Genomic DNA, 21,473 nt, shown 5'->3' on the forward strand with positions numbered 1-21,473 from the left:
AGACCGAGCCTTAAGGGAGAAACGGAGTGGGGCAAACCGATTTTCGGTTTGGCGGTGCGTCTGGCGTTGCCGTGGCCAAGTCGAAGGCCGCGAGCGTCGATGACGCCGTGGCCGAGCTGGCGGCCCAGCTCCCGTCCGACGGGCTGGCGCTGATCCTGGTGTTCCTCTCCCCCAGCTACGACCCCCATCGCTTCATCGCGGAGATCAGCCGCCAATTCGACGACACAGAGGTCTGCGGTTGTACCACCGCGGGCGAGCTTGCCCCCGATGGCTGGGACGAGAACAGCGTCGTGGCGCTGGCGTTCAGCCGCGCCGACTTTTCCGCGGTGGTGCGGCCCATCTTCAACCTCGACAGCTTCCGCGTCGAGGACGGCCGCAGGATCGGCGGCGAGCTCCGGCACGAGCTGTTGCGGGCCACGCCGCAGGTCGAGCGCGGCAGTCCCTTCGGCCTGGTCCTGATCGATGGCCTGTGCCGCCGCGAAGAAGCGGTGATGTCCGCGATCTATGCATCGCTGGACGACATTCCGGTCGTCGGCGGGTCGGCAGGCGACGGGCTGCGCTTCGAGAAGACGTTCGTGTTTTTCGACGGCAAGGCACACAGCAATGCCGCGCTGTTGATCCTGCTGAACACCTCATTGCCGTTCCGCGTCTTCAAGTGCGACAATTTCGAGCCGCAGGCGCAGAAGATGGTGGTGACCGAGGCCGACATCGAAAACCGCATGGTCCGGGAGTTGAACGCAGAGCCTGCCGCGCAAGAATATTCGCGCGTGGTCGGCATCATGGATGCCAAGCTCGATCCGTTCTCCTTCGCCTCGCATCCGGTCCTCGTGCGCGTCGGCGGCGCCTATTACGCACGCTCGATCCAGCGGGTCGAGCCGGACGGCTCCTTGCATTTCTTCTGCGCCATCGACGAGGGCATGGTGCTGACCGCCGCGACCTCGCGAAGCCTGGTCGGCGCGGCCCGCGAGACGTTCGCCGACATCCGCGACCAGATCGGAGACGTCTCGCTCTATATCGGCTTCGAATGCCTGCTCCGCCGGCTCGATGCCGAGCAGCATCAGCTCGCCCGCGACATGTCAGAACTGTACCGGCAGAACCGTGTGATCGGCTTTCACACTTACGGCGAGCAGTTCGGCTCCATGCATGTGAACCAGACCTTCACGGGAGTTGCGATCGGAAGGCGCCCGTCGTGACGGACATGTGGCAGGGCCCCGATGCGGTCGACCAGCTCAGGCGCGAGGCCGCCAAGCTGAGGAAGATCAATGCCGCGCTGATGTCGCGCGTCGAGCGCTCGATGGATCAGCAGCTCAACGCCTTTTCATTGTTCGAAACCGCCATCGCGCTCGACCACAAGGTTCGCGACCGGACGCACCAATTGCGCGAGGCGCTGCATTCGGTCGAGCGTGCCAATGAGGGACTCTACCGCGCCAAGCAGCAGGCAGAGGCGGCAAGCTCGCTGAAATCCTCCGTGCTGATCTCGGTCACCCACGATCTGTTGCAGCCGCTCAACGCGGCGCGCCTGACCCTGTCCGCACTGACGGAGATGATGGAGTCGCAGGAAGCGGGCGTGCTGATCGACCAGGCGAGCCGCTCGCTGGTGATGCTGGAGGACCTGCTGCGCTCGCTGCTGGAGATCGCCAAGCTCGATTCCGGCGCGCTCAAGCCCGACGTGCGCGCGATCGCGCTGGCCCCCCTGTTCGAGCAGCTCCGCAACGAGTTCGAGCCGATCGCCGCGCGGCAAGGCCTGTCCTTGCGCATCCGCCCCTCTCAGCTCGCGGTGATGTCGGATGCGATGATGCTGCGGCGGATCCTGCAGAACCTGCTCGCCAATGCCATTCGCTATACCCGCAGCGGCGGCGTCGTGATCGGATGCCGGCCGCGCAGCGGGCAGATCTGCGTCCAGGTCTCCGACACCGGACCCGGGATCGCGCAGGCGCAGCAGGAGGCGATCTTCCGCGAATTCCAGCGCGGCGATGCCAATACGGCCGACCAGGCCGGCTTCGGACTCGGCCTCTCCATCGTCCGCCGCTTCGCCAGCGAGCTCGGGCACGAGGTGCGGCTGTCGTCACAGCTCGGCAAGGGATCGACCTTCACCCTGGAGCTGGAGCCGGCCGACCTCGCTGAAGTCGCCGACGAGGCGCAGGAGGTCGCGCCCGCCGCGCGGCACTACGATTACAGCGGGCTCGAAGGCGCCAAGATCCTGCTGATCGAGAACGATCCGAACGGCTCGGAGGCGATGGCCGCGCTGCTGGAGGGATGGGGCTGCGACGTCGCGACCACGCGATCGGGTGCGGACGCGCTCGTGCGCCTCAGCGAGCTCGGTGGCGCGCCCGATGTCGTGATCGCCGACCTCCATCTCGACCACGGCGAAAGCGGCCTGTCGGCCATCACCGACGTGCGGGAGCATTTGAAGCTCGACACGCCCGCCATGATCATCACCGCCGACTATTCCGAACAGGCGGCGAAGCAGGCGAGCCTGCAGGGCCTCGAAGTGCTGAAGAAGCCGATCAAGCCGGCCGAGATGCGGGCGCTGCTGTCGTTCCTGCTGAGCTGAAGCGCGGATGATCTTCGCCTCGTCTTCCTTGCGGCGGGGCTATCGGACGTAGCCAAGACAAAAATGTCGAAAACAACCCCATGCAAAGTAGACAGGGGCCTGTCACTCCTCCTCCATCGCCTTGATTAGATTGTCGCGGAGCTTGACGACGCTTTTCTGCAGCCGCGCGAACTCATCGGGCTGTAGTCCGCTCGACTTCACGAGATTCATGTGCATGCCTTTCTCGCGGAGGCGTCGGCCGGCGTCGGTGAGACTGACGCGCACCTGCCGCTCGTCGGCGGGATCGCGCTGGCGGCGCAAATAGCCCGCCGCCTCGAGCTTTTTGAGGATCGGCGTCAGGGTGTTGGATTCCAGGAACATCTTGTCGCCGAGTTCGCTGACGGTTTGGTCGTCCTGCTCCCACAGCGCCACGATCGCGATCCACTGGGGGTAGGTTAGGCCGAGCTCATCGAGGCCCGGCTTGTAGGCTCGTCCGTAGGCGAGGTTGGCCGAATAGATCGCGAAGCACAGGAAATCGTCGAGGCGCCGGTCGCCCTCGGCCGGTTTCGGCTGATTGGTCGTTGAATCATCTCTGGAATCGTCTCTGAATTCGGCTCTGGGACCGTTCTGCAGGCTCATGGGGGTGCCCTTTCCAACACGGACATGTGAAACTCCGCGTGCATATATATCGTGTCCGATTAAATCGAAGGTTGGCATTGAGGCTCCAAGGTACTTTATATCGCGCACACGATTATATCGTAAACGCTATAATTCAGGAGAGAAGCAATGCTTGCCCCCGATGCAAATGAAACCACCCAAGCGCCAACGATCGACATGAAGCTCGAAGTCGTCGTCATCCCTGTTTCGGACGTCGATCGCGCCAAGAAGTTCTATGCGAACCTCGGATGGCGGCTCGATGCCGATTTCGCCGGGCCTGACGACTACCGCGTCATCCAGTTCACACCTCCCGGCTCCCCCTCCTCGGTCATTTTCGGCAAGAACGTGACCGCGGCGGCGCCCGGCTCCGCCCAGGGTCTGTACCTGATCGTCTCCGACATTGAAGCCGCGCGAGACGATCTGCGCGGTCGCGGCGTCGAGGTCAGCGAAGTCTTCCACGCTGAAGGCGACGACCACACCGGACCCGACGAGCCTTATCTGTTCGGGCGCCGTCGGATTGCTGGTCTGGATCCCGCACGCGCCAGCTATCGCTCGTACGTCTCGTTCAACGATCCCGATGGCAACGGCTGGCTGTTCCAGGAGATCACCACGCGATTGCCGGGACGCGTAGAGGCAGCAGGAACAACATTCACCTCCTCGTCCGAGCTCGCGAGCGCGCTCCGACGTGCGGCTAAGGCACACGGTGAGCACGAGAAGCGGAACGGCGGTCAGTACGATGCGAACTGGCCGGAGTGGTACGCCGACTACATCGCTCGCGAGCAAGCCGGCCAGCCGCTACCGGCTTGAACCGCGGCTCGCCTCGTTCCGACGAATGACACCGGATTATCCTGAGGGCGGATCGGCCTGCGAACGCTCCCCCTTCAGGCCGGCGCCTTCGCCGGCCAGGGTCGCGAAATCGATCCGGGACATTTCGACGATGGCCTTGGTGCGGCTGAGCACGTTGAGCTTGCGCAGGATGTCGGAGACGTGGACCTTCACCGTGGTCTCGGAGATGTTCAGCTCGAAGGCGATCTGCTTGTTCTGCAGGCCGCGCTTGAGCATTTCGAGCACGCGCAATTGCTGCGGCGTCAGCTCGTGCAGGCGTTTCAGCAGATCCTGCGCCGGGCCGGCGGCGCGTTGCGGGCGGACGAGCCCGCGATAGGCGGCTGGGACACAGACCGCACCGCGCAGCACCTCGCCGATCGACTGCGCCAGCTCCTGCTTGGAGGACGATTTGAGGATGTAGCCGGAGACGCCGAGCGACAAGGCGCCGGCTATGATCTGCGGATCCTGATGCCCTGATACGATGACGACGGGAATCCTGGGAAAGGCCTTGCGGATGCGGATGATGCCGGAAAGGCCCGTGGTGCCCGGCATCGACAGATCGAGCAGGATGAGGTCGAGCTCGGCAGCCGCCGCGGCCTGCTCGAGCGCACCGTCGATCGACGTCGCCTGAAGGATCTCGGCCGCCGGCGCCGCCATCTGGAGCGCGCCCTCCAAGGCTTCTCGAAACAACGGATGGTCTTCGACGATCAGAAATCGCATCACGCGTGAGCCATTCCCGGTTGATTGGCCAGATGATCGACGGGTTCGACGCCGAAACGAGAATGTCGCAGCCGGACCAGACCGGCTTGATCCAGGTCAAGCGGGACATCGCGCGTCATTGCGGCCGCCCGCGGTCGGCCCGCGCATAAGGCCGGGCCTTGGGATCCGGCAGGTCCACCTTGCCGATCTCGATGATCGCCTTGTTGCGGCTGAACAGGCCGAGTTTGCGCAGAATTTCGGTAATATGCGCCTTCACCGTGGATTCGGCGAGCTGAAGCTCCTGGCCGATCTGCCGGTTCGGATAGCCGCGCCGCAGCAGATCGAGCACGCGAAGCTGCTGCGGCGTGAGCTCGCGCAGCTTGACCTCGAGCGCCTTGCTGGCCTCGGCCCGGCGCCGCTGCGACGTTGCCACGAAATCCTTCGGCACCGACACCGATCCGTTCAGCACGCCCTCGATCGACTGCGCCAGCTCGCGCTTCGACAGCGACTTCGGCAGAAAACCCGCGGCCCCGAGCTCCAGCGCCTCGCGAACGACGCGCTGGTCCTCCTCGCTCGACACGATGGCGACGGGCAGGCGCGGATGGGCCTCGCGCAAGCGCAGAAAGCCGGAGAAGCCGGTCGCATCGGGCAGCAGGAGGTCGAGCAGCGCGAGGTCGATGCCCTCGCCCTGCTCGGCCGTCAGGATGTGAAGGGCGTCCTCGATCGACATCGCTTCGACAATCCGCGCCTCCGGCAAGGCCAGCCGCACCGCATTACCGAGGGCCTCGCGAAACAGCGGATGATCGTCGATGATCAGGAAGCTGGTCATGGCGCCTTCACAGGACTGCACCGCCGAATGCTGCACCGTACGGGCATCCGCCGCCGCAGCGGAAGAGGCGGAACTATCCGGCATCAATCCGGCACCGGGATGGCGCCGGATGAACGCTACCACATCCTCCCGATCGGGTTCGGTCAAGACCGTTCAATCGTTCGATTCGACCTGGACCGTCAGCAGGAAGGAATAGATGCTGTTGACCTGGTCCTCGGTATAGACCTCCTTCCAGGCCGGCATGCCCTTGTTCGGCCGTCCCTCCTGCACGGTGGTCAAATATTTCTCGCGCATCTCGTCGCCGTAGCGGTGACGCAGCAGCCGCAGATCGATCTTGCGCTCGCTCTGGATCGCATCGGGACCGTGGCAGTGGGCGCAGGTTCCGTTGAAGATCTCCTTGCCCGCGCCGACGGCCTCAAGGCCCGGCGCGACCGCATCGCCCTTGGTCTCGGTCGCCACGACATTGGCGACCTGGGCGACGCCGGCTCCACTTCCCGTACCCGTCGTCACCGGCGCTGGCGTCGGCGCTGCGCCGAAGCGAACCGGCGCGCCGCCCGGCAAACCGTATTTCACGGCGAGCTCGCCGATCTTGCCCTGAAGCTGCGGCAACACGGCATTGACGCGGTCGCGCAACTTGGTCGAGGCCTTGGCAAAGCCGATGGCGGCGTCCCATGACAGGCCCTCGCCCTCGGTGAGCTCGATCTGGTAGCGGCCGCCGTAGCTGGTCTTGTTCAGCCAGCCGGCGACCGGGCCCCAGATGAAGGCGACGTCGGCCCGGCCCTGGTCGAGCGCCTGCATGCCCTCCTCAGGCGACAGCACCGTCACTTTCTGGATGTCGTCGCGGCTCGCGAGCAGGTTTTGCGGCGTGCTGGCGAACTGCACGGCGACGCGCTTGCCCTTGAGGCCCTCGATGCCGCCGATCGCCGCGCCCTTCGCAGATTCCTTGGTGGCGACGAGGGCATAGCCCTCTTTGGCGATGGCGTCGGAGAAGATCACGGCCGGGCCCATGAAATCTGCGGACCTGGGCAGCCCGATCATGGCGTCGCATTGCTTGCCGAGCAGCGTGACCCGCACGGTGCGCTTGCCGAAATAGGATTTGTACCAGTCATAGGCGATCGGCCGGCCGAGCGCCTGCGCCAGGGCCTGCCCGATCTCGACATAGAGGCCCGGCTTCGACGAACTGTCGCTGGAGAATGGAAGGTTGGTCGGATCGGCGCAGAGACGGAACGGTTGCGCCTCGTCGGCCTGCAGCGGCGAGGCCGGAACGATCAGCGCCGCGGCGGCACATGCGAGCAGGCCTGCGATGGCGCGATGTCGGCTCGCACCGGTGGCGGAATGATTCGGACGCATCCTCGTCTCCCTTGGCGTTTCGCTTGACGTTTCTCTTGGCGTTGCCGTTGTTGCGCCGGAGCTTGTTGAGCCAGGCGCGGCGGCACCAGGCACCGCCCGATGCCGCAGCTAAAGTCCGGAGAAAGCGCGCGCGTATCCCGTCACCTCGAGGATACGCGCGCGAGTTGTCACTGGACGGAGAACACGAAGAGCGAGCCGCCCTCGGGGGCTGCGGCCGTCATCTTCTTTCCTACCTCGCCCAGGAACGCAGGCAGCGCAGCGGTGCGGCCGACGACGATGGCGACATATTGCTTGCCGTCGACCTGATAGGTCACCGGACCTGCGCCGATGCCGGAGCCGAGATTCTTGCTCCACAGCACCTTGCCGGACTTCGCATCGATGGCACGGAAGTCGCCATGGATGTTGCCGGCAAACACGAGGCCGCCGCCGGTGGTCAGCGTGCCGCCGTTGAAGGGCAGGTCTTCCTTGATCGACCAGACCTTCTTCTGCGCGACCGGATCCCAGGCGACGAGCTCGCCGAGGAAGCCGCCGGGGCCTTCCTTGGTCGGGAATTCGGCGCCGAGATAGAACACGCCGCGCTTGTAAGTGACGTCGCTGACCGACCAGTCCATGCAGACGTTGTTGGACGGGATGTAGACCAGGCCGGTCTGCGGGTTGAACGACATCGGCTGCCAGTTCTTGCCGCCGATCAGGTTCGGGCAGATGTCCTTGGCGGGATGGCCCGGCCCCGGACGCTTGTCGGGATCCTCGACCGCGCGCATCGTGGCGACGTCCCACTTCTTGGCCCAGTTGGAGAACACGTATTTCTCCGCCGACAGCACCTTGCCGGTCTCGCGGTTGGCGACGAAGAAGAAGCCGTTGCGGTCGGCCTTCATCAGCGTCGGAACGGTGCTGCCGCCGATCTTGAGATCCGCGAGCACGGCTTCGTTGACGCCGTCATAGTCCCAGGCGTCGGCCGGCGTGGTCTGGATGTGCCACTTGATCTTGCCGGTGTTGGGATCGAGCGCGAGCGTCGAGGCCGTGTAGAGGTTGGTTAGCTTGCCGAAATTGCCGTCGCCGGTCGAACGCACCGCCGTGTTCCACGGGGCGGGATTGCTGGTGCCCCAATAGACCGTGTCGGTCTTCGGATCGTAGGAGCCGACCAGCCAGGCCGCGCCGCCGCCATGCTGGGCGGAGTCGCCCTTCCAGGAATCGCCGCCGGGCTCGTCCGGCGAAGGAACGGTGTAGGTCTGCCACACCTGCTTGCCGGTGTTGATGTCGAAGGCCAGCAGCGCGCCGCGCACGCCGTATTCGCCGCCGCCGAAACCGGTGATGACCTTGTCGCGCACGACGAGCGGCGGCGAGGTGATGACCGAGCCCTGCTTGTAGTCGACCACCTTCGCCGTCCACAGCGACTTGCCGGTCGCGGCATCGAGCGCGGTCAGCTTGCCGTCGAGGCGGCCGACGAAGATCTTGCCGTCGGCGTAGGAGACGCCGCGGCTGTTCACGTCGCAGCAGGCGTATTGCAGCACGTCCTCGGGAATATCGGGCTCCCAGGTCCATTTGCGCTGCCCCGTCGCCGCATCGAGCGCATAGACGTATTTCGGACCCCACGAGCTCGAAACGTACAGCGTGTTGCCGATGACGATCGGCGAGGATTCGTTCGAACGCAACGACGCCAGCGAGAAGGAGTAAGCGAGGGTCAGCTTCCCGGCGTTCTCGGTGTTGATCTGCTTGAGCGGGCTGAAGCGCGTGTTGCCGTAATCGTGGCCGGCAACGGCCCATTGATTCGAATCGGATTGCGCCTTGAGCACCGAGTCGTTGGCGCGAACGCCCGGTGTAACGGCGGCGAGCATCGCAATCATGGAGATGCCGGCCAAGAAGCCCTTCGTTCCAAAGGTCATGTATTCCCTCCGCGATGTTGTTGTGCACGCCTCGTTGGGCGCCTGAGCGCACTGCGCTCGTGATGCGCAGTTCGCCTGCGAGCCATCGTTCGAAATTACAGCATCGCCGTTTCGCGCTTAGTATAGGCGGAAGGTAGTAGTGCAAATCATCGGCGGCTTTCGCCGCTCATCTTGTTGTCGCGCCTTGCGTCCTGCCCTTGTTTTGCAGCTTGAAATGCGCGTTCGAATGAAGGCGGCATCGCGCATCAATCACGATGATGGCGCTACCACGCCGGCGAGATTTTCGAAGAAGCTCGCGGCGAGTTTTCGCGACGTCGAGTCGATCAATCGCGAGCCGAGCTGTGCGAGCTTGCCGCCGATCTGCGCATCGGCCTCGTAGTGCAGGATGGTGACATCAGGGGCTTCTTCTTCCAGCCTGACCTTCGCGCCGCCCTTGGCAAAGCCGGCGACGCCGCCGGCGCCCTCGCCGACGATGCGATAGCCGTTGGGCGCATCGATATCGGTCAGCCTCACCTTGCCGCTGAACGCCGCCTTCACCGGACCGACCTTCAGCACCACGGTCGCCGTCATCTCGGTCGGCGACGCCATCTCGAGCGATTGGCAGCCGGGAATGCAGCGCCTGAGAATTTCGGGATCGTTGAGCGCAGCCCACACCGTGTCCTTCGACGCCGGGATCCGCTGACTGTCGTTCATCTGCATCGCTTCCACCCTTGTTGCCGTTGCCTGTACGGCTCGACTAGGGGCACGGGCGGCTGCGTTCAATCGCCAGGAAGTACTAGGCGCGCATGGCCCGGCGATTGGCCCGCCGGCCTCGCCCCGGGGCATGATTTCGCTGCATTGCCGTAAGCAAAATCAATGGCTTAAGTCGTCTCGTCCTACTACCAAGATCGCGATTACAAAGGCGGGGGCGCATGCTCCTATTCGCGCAACGAGCACGGCATTAAAGGGAGGAACGACGCACGACCGGGCCTAGGTCCAGGGCAAGCGGCGAGATGACCACGGCACGCGCGACCGGCTCACGCGCCTATTGCGGCGGCAGCGAGCACGCCATCGCAGATGCTAGCTGCGACTTTCCGTGTGTCTCCCACAATGTCGCAGCACGTGATGGCGGCGGCACGAGACGTCGTGGCCGAATCGCAGATCGGCGACCGTCATCACGATGACCCTTCCATGACCGCGGTCAGCAAAAACCCAGTTGCAAAGTTTCGTTTGCGCTGTCTCTAATTAGAACCAATCAAAATAACTTTGGGAGGACTTCAAGTGTCTACAGTCAAACTGACGGTCAACGGCAAGGCCGTTGCTGTCGACGTCGAGGACCGCACGCTGCTGGTCCAGCTCCTGCGCGATCACCTCAACCTGACCGGGACCCATGTCGGCTGCGACACCAGCCAGTGCGGCGCCTGCGTCGTGCACATGGACGGCCGCGCGGTGAAATCCTGCACCATGCTGGCGGGGCAGGCCGACGGCGCCAGCGTCACCACGATCGAGGGCATCGCCAAGGGCGACGAACTGCACCCGATGCAGGCCGCCTTCCGCGACAATCACGGCCTGCAGTGCGGCTATTGCACGCCGGGCATGATCATGTCGGCTATCGACATCGTGCACCGCCATGGTGGACAGCTCGACGAGGCGACCGTTCGCACCGAGCTCGAAGGCAATATCTGCCGCTGCACCGGCTACCACAACATCGTCAAGGCGGTGCTGGACGCCGCCGGCCGCATGAAGGTCTCGCAGGCGGCCGAGTAAGCGGCGGGCCTCGAAACAAGAACAACCGTCGCAGCCGTGGATGGACGGCGCGATCAAGGAAATTTCCGGTCGGGAGGACCAGACATGGGTGTTGAAGGCATCGGCGCACGCGTCGTGCGCAAGGAAGACAAGCGTTTCATTACCGGCAAGGGCCGCTACGTCGACGACATCAAGTTGACGGGGATGACCCATGCCTATTTCATCCGCAGCCCGCACGCGCACGCCAAGGTCAAGAAGATCGACTCGTCCGCGGCGCTGAAGATGCCGGGCGTGGTCGCGGTGCTCACCGGACAGCAGCTGGTCGACGACAAGGTCGGCAACCTGATCTGCGGCTGGGCCATCACCTCCAAGGACGGCAGCCCGATGAAGATGGGCGCATGGCCGGCGATGGCGCCGGAGACGGTGCGCTTCGTCGGACAGGCAATTGCCGTCGTGATCGCCGAAAGCAAAAATCTCGCGCGCGACGCGGCGGAAGCCGTCGTGGTCGACTACGAGGAGCTTCCCGCGGTCGCCGACATGCACGCCGCCATCAAGCCCGGCGCGCCGCAGCTTCATCCTGAGGCGCCCGGCAACCAGGTCTATGATTGGGTGATCGGCGACGAGGGCGCGGTGAATGCCGCCTTCTCGAAAGCCGCCAATGTGGTGAAGCTCGACGTCACCAACAACCGCCTCGCGCCGAATGCGATGGAGCCGCGCGCGGCGATCGCCGATTACGACACCGCGGAGGAGCACTTCACCCTCTATACGACGTCGCAGAACCCGCACGTCGCCCGTCTCGTGCTCTCGGCGTTCTACAACATCGCCCCCGAGCACAAGCTGCGCGTGATCGCCCCCGACGTCGGCGGCGGCTTCGGCTCCAAGATCTTCATCTATCCCGAGGAGATGGTGGCGCTGTGGGCCTCGAAGAAAGTCGGCCGTCCCGTCAAGTGGACCGGCGACCGCACCGAAGCCTTCCTCACCGACGCGCATGGCCGCGATCACATCACCCATGCCGAGATGGCCTTCGACGCCAACAACAAGATCATCGGCCTCAAGGTGAAGACCTACGCCAATTTCGGCGCCTACATGTCGCTGTTCTCGTCCTCGGTGCCGACCTATCTCTACGCGACGCTGCTGTCGGGCCAGTACAACATCCCGGCGATCCATGCCGAGGTGATCGGGGTCTACACCAACACCACGCCGGTCGACGCCTATCGCGGCGCGGGCCGGCCGGAGGCGAGCTATCTGATCGAGCGGTTGATGGAAACGGCGGCGCGGCAGCTGAACGTCGATCCGGCCCAGTTGCGGCGGACCAACTTCATCACCCAGTTCCCGCACCAGACGCCTGTGATCATGGCCTACGACACCGGCGACTTCAACGCTTCCCTCGATGCGGCGATGAAGGCGATCGATTATGCCGGCTTCCCTGCCCGCAAGGCCAAGGCGAAGGCCGACGGCAAGCTGCGCGGCATCGGCGTGTCCTGCTACATCGAGGCCTGCGGCATCGCGCCGTCGAAGGCGGTCGGCAGCCTGGGCGCCGGCGTCGGCCTTTGGGAATCGGCCGAGGTGCGCGTCAACCCGGTCGGCACCATCGAGATCCTCACCGGCTCGCACAGCCACGGCCAGGGTCACGAGACCACCTTCTGCCAGCTCGTCGCGGAGCGCCTGGGCGTTCCGATCAGCCAGGTCTCGATCGTCCATGGCGACACCGACAAGGTGCAGTTCGGCATGGGCACCTACGGCTCGCGCTCGGCGGCCGTCGGCCTCACCGCGATCCTGAAGGCGATGGAGAAGATGGAATCCAAGGCCAAGAAGATCGCCGCGCATGCGCTGGAGGCGTCGGAGGCCGACATCGTCATCGAGAACGGCGAGTTCAAGGTGACAGGCACCGACAAGGCGATCGCCCTGCCGATGGTCGCGCTCGCGGCCTATACGGCGCACAATCTGCCTGACGGGATGGAGCCGGGCCTGAAGGAGAGCGCCTTCTACGACCCGACCAACTTCACCTTCCCGGCCGGCGCCTATATCTGCGAGCTCGAGGTCGATCCCGGCACCGGCAAGACCTCCTTCGTCAACTTCGTCGCGGCCGACGATTTCGGCCGGCTGATCAACCCGATGATCGTCGAAGGCCAGGTCCATGGCGGCCTCGTGCAGGGCATCGGGCAGGCGTTGCTCGAGCATGCGATCTATGATGCCAACGGCCAGCCGGTCACGGCCTCGTTCATGGATTACGCCATGCCGCGCGCCGACGACGTGCCGTCATTCAACCTGTCCCACACCACGACGCTGTGCCCGGGCAATCCCTTGGGCATCAAGGGTTGCGGTGAGGCCGGCGCGATCGGCGCATCGGCGGCCGTGATCAACGCGATCACGGATGCGATCGGCAAGAACAACCTGGAAATGCCCGCAACCCCTGACAGGGTGTGGCGCACGATCCACGCGGCTTAAGGGAGGACCGAAGATGTACCAGACCACCTATCATCGCGCCTCCTCGGTCGACGAGGCCGCCAGCCTGTTCGCCAAAGGCAGCGAGTCGAAGTTCCTCGCCGGCGGCCAGACGCTGCTGCCAGTCATGAAGCAGCGCCTCGCAGGTCCCTCCGACGTCATCGACCTCGGCAGGATCAAGGAGCTGCAGGGTGTCGAGCTGTCGGGCGACACGCTGACCATCAAGGCCGCGACGACCTATTACGACATCATGACGAATGCCGATGTGAAGCAGGCGATCCCCGCGATCGCCTATCTCACCTCGGTGCTCGGCGACCCCGCCGTGCGTTATCGCGGCACGATCGGCGGCTCGATCGCCAACAACGATCCGGCTGCGGATTTCCCGGCGGCGCTGCTCGCGCTCGGCGCCACCGTGAAGACCAACAAGCGGTCGATTGCGGCGGATGATTTCTTTCAGGGCCTGTTCACGACGGCGCTCGAAGACGGCGAGATCATCACCGCCGTGTCATTCCCGGTGCCGGCAAAGGCGGGCTACGAGAAGATGCGGCATCCGGCCTCGCGCTTCGCGCTGACCGGCGTGTTCGTGGCGCAAGCCAAGTCGGGCGAGGTTCGGGTCGCCGCCACCGGCGCCTCGCAAACCGGCGTGATGCGGGTGGGCGCGATCGAGGCGGCGCTGAAGGCGAACTGGTCGCCATCGGCGATCGACAGCGTCAGCATCTCGGCGAACGGATTGCTGGCCGACATCCACGGCACGGCGGAATATCGCGCCAATCTGATCAAGGTGATGGCACAACGCGCGGTCGCTGCTGCGCGCTGACAGTTCGGCTAAAGCGCGATGCGATTAGGATGAATCGTCATCGCGCTTTAGGTTATTGTTCCAGCATGATCCTTTCGGAAAACCGCTACGCACTTTTCCGGATCATGCTGTAGCGTCTCCACGCAAATTTTCCGCGGCGCGCACTTCGGTGCGCGCCGTTTTATTTTGGCCGTGCGGCATGAAAACCGCTTGCCTCGCTGGCGTGAAGGCGAGAAAAGTTAATCGGCCGATTAACTCGCTCAACAGAAGAAACGTCAGAGGCGATTGCCGATCGCCGGCATCCGTCCGCGACCCGAGGAAACAACAACGTGCTCGACAAACCAGCCCCCACCTCCTCCGTCCGCGCTTCCGGCCCACTCTCGGGCTTCCGCATCGTCGAATTCGCCGGCATCGGGCCCGGTCCGTTCGCCTGCATGATGCTGGCCGACATGGGCGCCGACGTCGTCACGCTCGACCGCGTCGGCGCGAAGAAGAGCATGAAGTCGGTGGCCGGGCGCGGCCGCAAGGTGATCGAGCTCGACCTCAAGGACAAGGCGGCGATCGCACAAGTATTGGATCTGCTCGCGAGCGCGGACGCGCTGGTCGAGGGTTTTCGCCCCGGTGTGATGGAGCGGCTCGGGCTCGGGCCAGACGTCGTGCTCGCACGCAACCCGAAGCTGGTCTATGGCCGCATGACCGGCTGGGGCCAGGAAGGCCCGCTCGCCAACGCCGCCGGCCACGACATCAATTACATCTCCATCACCGGCGCGCTCGCCGCGATCGGCACTGAGGAAGCGCCGGTGCCGCCCCTCAATTTGGTCGGCGATTTCGGCGGCGGTGCACTCTATCTCGTCGTCGGCGTGCTCGCCGCACTGCTGGAAGCACAGAAGTCAGGCAAAGGCCAGGTGGTGGACGCGGCGATGTGCGATGGCGCAGCCTCGCTGATGTCGTTCTTCTTCGACATGACCACGATGGGACGCTGGACCGAGCAGCGCAACCAGAACTTCCTCGACGGCGGCGCGCATTTCTACGGCGTCTACGAATGCGCCTGCGGGCACTTCGTCTCGATCGGCTCGATCGAGCCGCAATTCTACGCGCTGCTGCGCGAGCACGCCGGCCTCACCGACGCCGATTTCGACGCGCAGATGGACCGCAAGGCCTGGCCAGCGCTGAAGGAGAAGCTGAAGGCCGTGTTCAAGAGCAAGACGCGCGAGGACTGGTGCAAGATCATGGAAGGCACTGACATTTGCTTCGCGCCGGTGCTGACCATGTCTGAGGCGACACAGCATCCGCACATGGTCGCCCGCAACGTCTTCATCGAGCGTCACGGCGTGAAACAGCCGGCCCCGGCGCCGCGGTTCTCGCGCACGCCCTCGGCCGCGCGCGAGCCGGAGGCGGCGGAGATCGGGGCGGTGATGAAGGCGTGGCAGGCGCCGAAGTAATTTCCGCGGTCACTCCGGGGCGCGCGGAGCGCGAGCCCGGGATCCATAACCACAGTCGCGTAGGGTGGGCAAAGGCGCGAAGCGCCGTGCCCACGTCTTCGCATCAATTGGGCAGGACGTGGGCACGCTTCGCTTTGCCCACCCTACAGCAGTGTGCGTGACGGCCGCGCCTACGCCGCGTCGCCCACCTTCAACACCCCGCGCCGGATCTGGTCCTCCTCGATGGATTCGAACAGGGCCTTGAAATTGCCCTCGCCAAAACCGTCGTCGCCCTTGCGCTGGATGAACTCGAAGAAGATCGGGCCGATCGCGTTGGCCGAGAAGATCTGCAGCAGCACCTTGGTCTGGCCGCCGTCGACCACGCCCTCGCCGTCGATCAGGATGCCGTTCTTCTTGAGCCGCGCGACGTCTTCGCCGTGCTTGGGCAGGCGCGTATCGATCTTCTCGAAATAGGTGTCGGGCGGCGACGGCATGAACGGCAGGCCGGCCTCGCGCAGACCTTCGATGGTGCGGTAGATGTCGCGGCAACCGCAGGCGATGTGCTGGATGCCTTCGCCGCGATAGGTCTGCAGATATTCCTCGATCTGGCCGGAATCGCCGGCGTCCTCGTTGATCGGAATGCGGATCTTGCCGTCGGGGCTGGTCAGCGCGCGCGAGAACAGGCCGGAGGCGCGGCCCTCGATATCGAAGAAGCGGATCTGGCGGAAGTTGAACAGCTTCTCGTAGAACCCGGCCCAGACATTCATGCGGCCGCGATGGACGTTGTGGGTGAGATGGTCGAGATAGAACAGGCCGGCGCCATGCGGCTTGGGATCGCGCGCGCCCAGCCATTCGAACTCGGCGTCATAGGCCGAGCCCTTGGCACCGTAACGATCGACCAGATAAAGCAGGCTGCCGCCGATGCCCTTGATCGCGGGCACATCGAGCGTCTTCTGCGCCGACGACACATCGGCCGGCTCGGCGCCGAGCGCAATCGCGCGGTCATAGGCCGCCTTGGCATCGACGACGCGAAAGGCCATGGACGGCGCACAAGGGCCGTGGGCGGCGACGAACTCATAGCCGTGCGTGCCGGGCTCCTCGTTGACGAGATAGTTGATGTCGCCCTGGCGATAGACCGTGATCTTCTTGGTTCTGTGGCGCGCGACCGGCGCATAGCCCATCAGCTTGAACAAAGCGTGCAAGTCTTGCGGATTGGGATGGGCGTATTCGACGAACTCGAAGCCGTCGGTGCCCATCGGGTTGTCGGCAGTGATCGTGGCCGGCGGTGCATCGTGCGGAAACGGTCCCATGGTGTTCTCCCGAATGGCTGCTGACAGGAACTATCCTTCATGGGCCATGCAATGAGCGTGCAAACGAGACGGGCTTTGGCTATTCTATGCACGATCCGCGCATGAAAGGGATGAAAGACGCATGATTTCTGTTGACGCCTTCGACCTCAGGATTCTCGGCGCGCTCCAGGACGATGGCCGCCTCACCAACCAGGAGCTCGCCGAGCTCGCGGGCCTGTCAGCCTCGCAATGCTCGCGGCGGCGGATGCGGCTGGAGGAGGAGAAGGTGATCGCGGGCTACCACGCCGACCTCTCCAGCGAGGCGCTCGGCTTCGGCGTGATCGCCTTCATCCAGGTCGGGCTCGCGACGCATTCGCCGGACAATTCCAAGCGTTTTCGCGCGCTGGTGAACCGGATCGACGATATCCAAGAGGCGTATTCGCTGACGGGCGATGCCGACTATGTGCTCAAAGCCGTGCTGCGCGATCTCAAGGGCCTGTCCAACCTCGTCAACGACGTGCTGATGCCGCACCAGAGCGTGGCGCATGTGCGCTCCTCGATCGTGCTTGATAGGCTGAAGGAGAGCTCGAAGCTGCCGCTGAAGGAGATCAAGCCCGGCTGAAATCGAGGGAACTATGGCATTCGCGCTGGCAACGCGATCTGCGATGATCGCAGCTCTAGTTGCGGAGGTTCAACATGGCGCTCCAGCTGCGACCGAACTGCGAATATTGCGATTGCGACCTGCCGCCCGACGCGACCAATGCGCGGATCTGCTCCTATGAATGCACGTTCTGCGCGGACTGCGTCGAGACCAAGCTGTTCAATGTCTGCCCGAATTGCGGCGGCGGCTTCGCCCCGCGGCCGATCAGGCCGGCGCAGGAATGGCGGCCGGGCGTATGCATCACCAAGCAGGCGCCGTCCGACAAGCGGGTGCATCTGAAGTACAGCGTCGAGGACGTCGCGGCGCATTGTGCGCGGGTGCGCGACGTGCCGCCGGAGAGCCGGTGATTTGGCCCGCTACTCCGCCGCCACGATCGTTCCCTCGACCTCGCCGAAGCCGACGCGGTAGCCGTTGCCCTGACACCAGCCGCGCATCACGAGGCTGTCGCCGTCCTCCAGGAACGAGCGCTTGGCGCCGCCGGGCAGTTCGACCGGCTCGGTCCCGTTCCAGCTGATCTCGAGCAGGCTGCCGCGCTGGTTCTTCTCCGGGCCGGAGATGGTGCCGCTCCCTAAGAGATCGCCGACATTCATGGCGCAGCCGCTTGAGGCGTGGTGCATCAATTGCTGCACCGAGGACCAGTACATGTATTTGAAGTTGGTGCGGCTGATGCTGGCGGGCGCATTGGCGCCGGCGCCGCGCAAGGAGACGTCGAGCTCGACATCGTAGTTTTGCGGCCTGGTCTGCTTGAGATAATCGAGCGGCACCGGCTGCTGCTCCGGCCCGTTCAGGCGGAACGGCTCCAGCGCCTCGCGCGTCACCACCCAGGGGCTGATCGAGGTCGCGAACGCCTTGGCCAGGAACGGGCCGAGCGGCACATATTCCCATTGCTGGATGTCGCGCGCGCTCCAGTCGTTGAGCAGCACGAAGCCGAAGATCATCTCCTCGGCCTGGCTCTCGGTGAGCATGCCGCCCATCGGCGACGGCTGGCCGATCACGACGCCCATCTCCAGCTCGAAATCGAGCCGCTTGCACGGCGCAAAGCTCGGCAGCTCCACGTTCGGCGGCTTCAGCTGCCCGCGCGGCCGCTTCACCCTGGTGCCGGAGACCACGACGGTGGAGGCGCGGCCGTTATACGCGATCGGCATATGCAGCCAGTTCGGCTGCAGCGCATTGTCCTTGCCGCGGAACATCACGCCGACATTGGTGGCGTGCTCCTTCGACGAATAGAAATCGGTGTAGCCGGAGACGGCGAAGGGCAGATGCAGTCTAACATCGCGCATGGGCACCAGAGCCTGCTTGCGCAGCTCCTCGTTGTCACGCAGCTCCGGATGATCCGCACGCAACAGCTCGCTGATACGTGCGCGGGTGTTGGTCCAGACCTTCGGGCCCAGCGCCATGAAGGGATTGAGCGAGGGACCCGAGAACACGCCGAGCGGCCCGACATCGAGCCGGGACTCCTGCTCGAGCTCCCAGAGATCGAGCACGTAGTTTCCGATCGCGACGCCGACCCGCGGTGTCGGATTGGAAGCGGTCGAGAACACGCCGTAAGGCAGGTTCTGGATCGGGAAGTCCGAGGCCGGATCAACGTCGACGAAGGAGCGGAGGCTGGGGTCGTTGGGGTGGGTTGTCACGTTTGGCTCGGTTCTTTCTTCCTTCTCCCCTTGTGGGAGAAGGTGGCGCGAAGCGCCGGATGAGGGGTTCTGTCCGCGTATCCAAATGTGAGAGGTTCACTCGCGGAGAGAGACCCCTCACCCGTCTCGTCGCTTCGCGACGAGCCACCCTCTCCCACAAGGGGAGAGGGTGAAGAAAACTACGGCTTTGTCGGATCGAAGCGCTTCTCCAGGCCGTTCCAGCAATCGGCGTAATCGTCCTGCAGCGTCGAGGACTTCGCCGCATGCGCGGTGACGCGTTGCGGGTAGCGGGTCTCGAACATGAAGGCCATGGTGCCGGTCAGCTTCACCGGCTTCAATTCGCCGTTGCTGGCGTGCTCGAAGGCGTCGCGGTCGGGGCCGTGCGGCAGCATGCAATTGTGCAGCGAGATGCCGCCGGGGACGAAGCCCTGCGGCTTGGCGTCGTAGACGCCGTAGATCAGGCCCATGAACTCGCTCATGATGTTCATGTGATACCAGGGCGGCCGGAAGGTATTTTCCGCGACCATCCAGCGTTCGGGAAAGATGACGAAATCGATATTCGCGGTGCCCGCCGTCTCCGACGGCGAGGTCAACACCGTGAAGATCGAGGGATCGGGATGGTCGAAGCCGATCGCGCCGACCGGCGAAAAGGTACGCAGATCATACTTGTACGGCGCGTAATTGCCGTGCCAGGCCACGACGTCGATCGGCGAATGCGGCAACGTGGTCTTGAACAGCGAGCCGCCCCATTTCACGTAGAGCTCGGTCGGCGTGTCCTTGTCCTCGTAGTTTGCCACCGGCGTCAGGAAGTCACGCGCATTGGCGAGGCAATTGGCGCCAATCGGCCCGCGCTCCGGCAGCGTGAAGGCGCCGCCATAATTTTCGCAGAGATAGCCGCGCGCCGGGCCGTTCGGAATCTCGACGCGGAACTTGACGCCGCGCGGGATCACCACGATCTCGCCAGGCTCGGCATCGATACGGCCGAACTCGGTGACAAGGCGCAGATTGCCCTGCTGCAGCACGAACATCAGCTCGCCGTCGGCATCGTAGAAATGCTGATCCACCATCGACTTGGTGATGAGGTAGACATGCGCGGCCATGCCGGCCTGCGTATTCACATCCCCCGCCGTCGTCATGGTCTGCACGCCCTGAATGAAGGTGACCTCCTCCTTCGGCAGCGGCGTCGGATCCCAGCGCAGCTGCGCGATCGGCAGGTCGTACTCATGGCACGGCGCCGAACGCCACAAGCCGGCATCGACCTTCTCGAAGCGGCCGGAATGCTTCACGGAAGGCCGGATGCGATAGAGCCAGGAGCGCTCATTGCTGCCGCGCGGCGCGGTGAAGGGCGAGCCCGAGAGCTGCTCGGCATAGAGCCCGTAGGCGCAGCGCTGCGGCGAGTTGCGCCCGATCGGCAACGCGCCCGGCAGCGCCTCGGTCTCGAAAGAGTTGCCGAAGCCGGACATGTAACCCGGCGTCACCTGGGCCGAACTGCGGATGATCTGGTCAGGCGAGGTATTGATGTTCATGACTATCCTCCTCCTTGCAAGGCGGCCCACATTTCCTGATCGCGCTTGTCGGTCCAGATCACGGGGTCGTCGATACCGGACGCTTCGTCGTAAGCGCGCGACACGTTGAACGGCAGACAGTGCTCGTAAATGGCAAAGCTCGAGAATTTCGGATCCATCACCTCGCGCGTCGCCGCCATCGATTCCTTTAAGCTGCGGCCCTTGGCGACCGAGATTTCGGCGGCACCATAGAGCGAGGTGACGAAGTCGCGCGTCATCGCGATGGCCTCGCGCACCGTGGCGGTGCCCTTCAGCGCATCGCCGCGGCCCGGCGCGATCGCCTTCGGATTGAAGTTGCGGATCTCGTTCAGCGTCATCGGCCATTCGCGCAAATGCGCATCGCCGCAATAGCAGGCCGAGTGATATTCGATGAGGTCGCCCGAGAACATCACCTCCGCATCCGGCACCCAGCCGACGATGTCGCCCGAGGTGTGGCCGGCGCCGAGCTGCATCAGGCGCACCTCGCGCTTGCCGAGATAGATCGTCATCTCGCCTTCGAAGGTCAGCGTCGGCCAGGTCAGGCCGGGAATGCTCTGCGCATCCTGGAACAGGCGCGGAAAGCGGCCGTACTCGGAATCCCAATCCTGCTGGCCGCGCTCCGCAATCAGCCGATGAGTTTCCTGCGAGGCGACGATACCTTGGGCGTGATAGGCGGAGGCGCCCAGCACGCGCACGGCGTGATAATGCGACAGCACGACATATTTGATCGGCTTGTCGGTCACCGTGCGGACCCGCTCGATCACCTTGTTCGCCATGGCCGGCGTCGCCTGCGCGTCGAACACGAGGCAGCCATCGTCGCCGACGATCACGCCGGTGTTGGGATCGCCCTCGGCGGTGAAGGCATAGAGATCGGTGCCGATCTCGGAGAAGGTGATCTTCTTCTCGGCGAGATCGCCGGTGGATGCGAAGTTTTTCGCCATCAATTCGTCCTTACCAGGTTATTGTTGCTGCTGTTGTTGCTGCTGACCGTCGATCATGCGGCGCCTGGCCAGTCCGATCGCCTCGCGCAGCACGTCGATGTCGCCGATATGGTTGGCGAGGATCAGAACCAGCGCCGCGTCGAAATCGGCGCTCTGCTCCTCGGTCAGGCCGCGATGCGCCTCGACGATGGCGCGGAAGGCATCGTCGGGGCGTGCGAAGTTCGAACTGGTGGAGAGCGGCATG

20 protein-coding genes are annotated in these 21,473 nt (G+C 64.4%); 9 read left to right on the forward strand and 11 right to left on the reverse strand.

The window, feature by feature from the left end; genetic code table 11:
* Window positions 1-26 precede the first annotated feature (26 nt).
* Entirely contained in the window at window positions 27-1,193 is a 1,167-nt protein-coding gene (locus GA0061099_RS24290; RefSeq protein ID WP_036031395.1) for an FIST N-terminal domain-containing protein, read from the forward strand.
* Between the two features lie 5 nt (window positions 1,194-1,198).
* The gene (locus tag GA0061099_RS24295; protein WP_036031393.1) at window positions 1,199-2,554 is read left to right on the forward strand and encodes a hybrid sensor histidine kinase/response regulator; all 1,356 of its coding nucleotides are present in this window, start codon (window positions 1,199-1,201) and stop codon (window positions 2,552-2,554) included.
* Between the two features lie 102 nt (window positions 2,555-2,656).
* On the opposite strand, the gene GA0061099_RS24300 is transcribed toward GA0061099_RS24295, so the two are convergent.
* The gene (locus GA0061099_RS24300) at window positions 2,657-3,172 is read right to left on the reverse strand and encodes a MarR family winged helix-turn-helix transcriptional regulator (RefSeq protein WP_036031390.1); all 516 of its coding nucleotides are present in this window, start codon (window positions 3,170-3,172) and stop codon (window positions 2,657-2,659) included.
* A 147-nt stretch (window positions 3,173-3,319) separates the two neighbouring features.
* On the opposite strand from GA0061099_RS24300, the gene GA0061099_RS24305 reads away from it, so the two are divergent.
* Complete coding sequence (locus GA0061099_RS24305; protein WP_036031387.1) at window positions 3,320-3,997, forward strand: VOC family protein; 678 nt, start codon at window positions 3,320-3,322, stop codon at window positions 3,995-3,997.
* Between the two features lie 36 nt (window positions 3,998-4,033).
* On the opposite strand, the gene GA0061099_RS24310 is transcribed toward GA0061099_RS24305, so the two are convergent.
* From GA0061099_RS24310 to GA0061099_RS24330, 5 genes are all read right to left on the reverse strand, one after another.
* The gene (locus GA0061099_RS24310; RefSeq protein WP_050996263.1) at window positions 4,034-4,735 is read right to left on the reverse strand and encodes a response regulator; all 702 of its coding nucleotides are present in this window, start codon (window positions 4,733-4,735) and stop codon (window positions 4,034-4,036) included.
* Window positions 4,736-4,850: 115 nt separating this feature from the next.
* Window positions 4,851-5,543 carry a response regulator gene (locus GA0061099_RS24315; protein ID WP_036016149.1) on the reverse strand — a complete coding sequence of 231 codons (693 nt, stop codon included), beginning with the start codon at window positions 5,541-5,543 and terminating at the stop codon, window positions 4,851-4,853.
* A 153-nt stretch (window positions 5,544-5,696) separates the two neighbouring features.
* Window positions 5,697-6,893 (reverse strand): c-type cytochrome, encoded by a 1,197-nt coding sequence (locus tag GA0061099_RS24320; protein ID WP_036031385.1) that lies wholly within the window; start codon window positions 6,891-6,893, stop codon window positions 5,697-5,699.
* A 167-nt stretch (window positions 6,894-7,060) separates the two neighbouring features.
* On the reverse strand, window positions 7,061-8,776 hold the full coding sequence (locus GA0061099_RS24325; RefSeq protein WP_063822491.1) for a PQQ-dependent methanol/ethanol family dehydrogenase: 1,716 nt from the start codon (window positions 8,774-8,776) through the stop codon (window positions 7,061-7,063).
* Between the two features lie 249 nt (window positions 8,777-9,025).
* Window positions 9,026-9,475, reverse strand: coding sequence for an SRPBCC family protein (locus GA0061099_RS24330; RefSeq protein ID WP_036031382.1), 450 nt, complete (start codon window positions 9,473-9,475; stop codon window positions 9,026-9,028).
* Between the two features lie 561 nt (window positions 9,476-10,036).
* On the opposite strand from GA0061099_RS24330, the gene GA0061099_RS24335 reads away from it, so the two are divergent.
* From GA0061099_RS24335 to GA0061099_RS24350, 4 genes are all read left to right on the forward strand, one after another.
* On the forward strand, window positions 10,037-10,522 hold the full coding sequence (locus GA0061099_RS24335) for a (2Fe-2S)-binding protein (protein ID WP_036016131.1): 486 nt from the start codon (window positions 10,037-10,039) through the stop codon (window positions 10,520-10,522).
* A gap of 84 nt (window positions 10,523-10,606) precedes the next feature.
* A complete protein-coding gene (locus tag GA0061099_RS24340; protein WP_036031379.1) occupies window positions 10,607-12,949 on the forward strand; it encodes a xanthine dehydrogenase family protein molybdopterin-binding subunit in 2,343 nt (780 codons plus the stop codon).
* Between the two features lie 13 nt (window positions 12,950-12,962).
* Complete coding sequence (locus GA0061099_RS24345) at window positions 12,963-13,763, forward strand: FAD binding domain-containing protein (RefSeq protein ID WP_036031377.1); 801 nt, start codon at window positions 12,963-12,965, stop codon at window positions 13,761-13,763.
* Window positions 13,764-14,071: 308 nt separating this feature from the next.
* Complete coding sequence (locus tag GA0061099_RS24350; RefSeq protein ID WP_036031374.1) at window positions 14,072-15,184, forward strand: CaiB/BaiF CoA transferase family protein; 1,113 nt, start codon at window positions 14,072-14,074, stop codon at window positions 15,182-15,184.
* A 170-nt stretch (window positions 15,185-15,354) separates the two neighbouring features.
* Here the strand turns inward: GA0061099_RS24350 and hppD are convergent, their stop codons facing one another.
* Window positions 15,355-16,473: a 4-hydroxyphenylpyruvate dioxygenase gene (gene hppD, locus GA0061099_RS24355; RefSeq protein ID WP_036031371.1), complete on the reverse strand. Its 1,119-nt coding sequence runs from the start codon at window positions 16,471-16,473 to the stop codon at window positions 15,355-15,357.
* A gap of 121 nt (window positions 16,474-16,594) precedes the next feature.
* Between hppD and GA0061099_RS24360 the strand changes: the two genes are divergently transcribed.
* Both GA0061099_RS24360 and GA0061099_RS24365 read left to right on the forward strand, forming a co-directional pair.
* On the forward strand, window positions 16,595-17,074 hold the full coding sequence (locus GA0061099_RS24360; RefSeq protein ID WP_036031368.1) for an Lrp/AsnC family transcriptional regulator: 480 nt from the start codon (window positions 16,595-16,597) through the stop codon (window positions 17,072-17,074).
* A 74-nt stretch (window positions 17,075-17,148) separates the two neighbouring features.
* On the forward strand, window positions 17,149-17,460 hold the full coding sequence (locus tag GA0061099_RS24365; RefSeq protein ID WP_036031366.1) for a DUF1272 domain-containing protein: 312 nt from the start codon (window positions 17,149-17,151) through the stop codon (window positions 17,458-17,460).
* Window positions 17,461-17,469: 9 nt separating this feature from the next.
* Here GA0061099_RS24365 and fahA read toward each other — a convergent pair whose 3' ends face one another.
* From fahA to GA0061099_RS24385, 4 genes are all read right to left on the reverse strand, one after another.
* Entirely contained in the window at window positions 17,470-18,744 is a 1,275-nt protein-coding gene (gene fahA / locus GA0061099_RS24370) for a fumarylacetoacetase (protein ID WP_036031363.1), read from the reverse strand.
* Between the two features lie 179 nt (window positions 18,745-18,923).
* Window positions 18,924-20,270: a homogentisate 1,2-dioxygenase gene (gene hmgA / locus GA0061099_RS24375; protein ID WP_036031361.1), complete on the reverse strand. Its 1,347-nt coding sequence runs from the start codon at window positions 20,268-20,270 to the stop codon at window positions 18,924-18,926.
* A gap of 2 nt (window positions 20,271-20,272) precedes the next feature.
* Complete coding sequence (locus GA0061099_RS24380) at window positions 20,273-21,229, reverse strand: MBL fold metallo-hydrolase (RefSeq protein WP_036031359.1); 957 nt, start codon at window positions 21,227-21,229, stop codon at window positions 20,273-20,275.
* Window positions 21,230-21,247: 18 nt separating this feature from the next.
* Window positions 21,248-21,472: a DUF2783 domain-containing protein gene (locus GA0061099_RS24385; protein ID WP_018646238.1), complete on the reverse strand. Its 225-nt coding sequence runs from the start codon at window positions 21,470-21,472 to the stop codon at window positions 21,248-21,250.
* Between the last annotated feature and the right edge of the window lies 1 nt (window position 21,473).

It is taken from the genome of Bradyrhizobium yuanmingense, assembly GCF_900094575.1.
GTDB classification, from domain to species: domain Bacteria; phylum Pseudomonadota; class Alphaproteobacteria; order Rhizobiales; family Xanthobacteraceae; genus Bradyrhizobium; species Bradyrhizobium yuanmingense.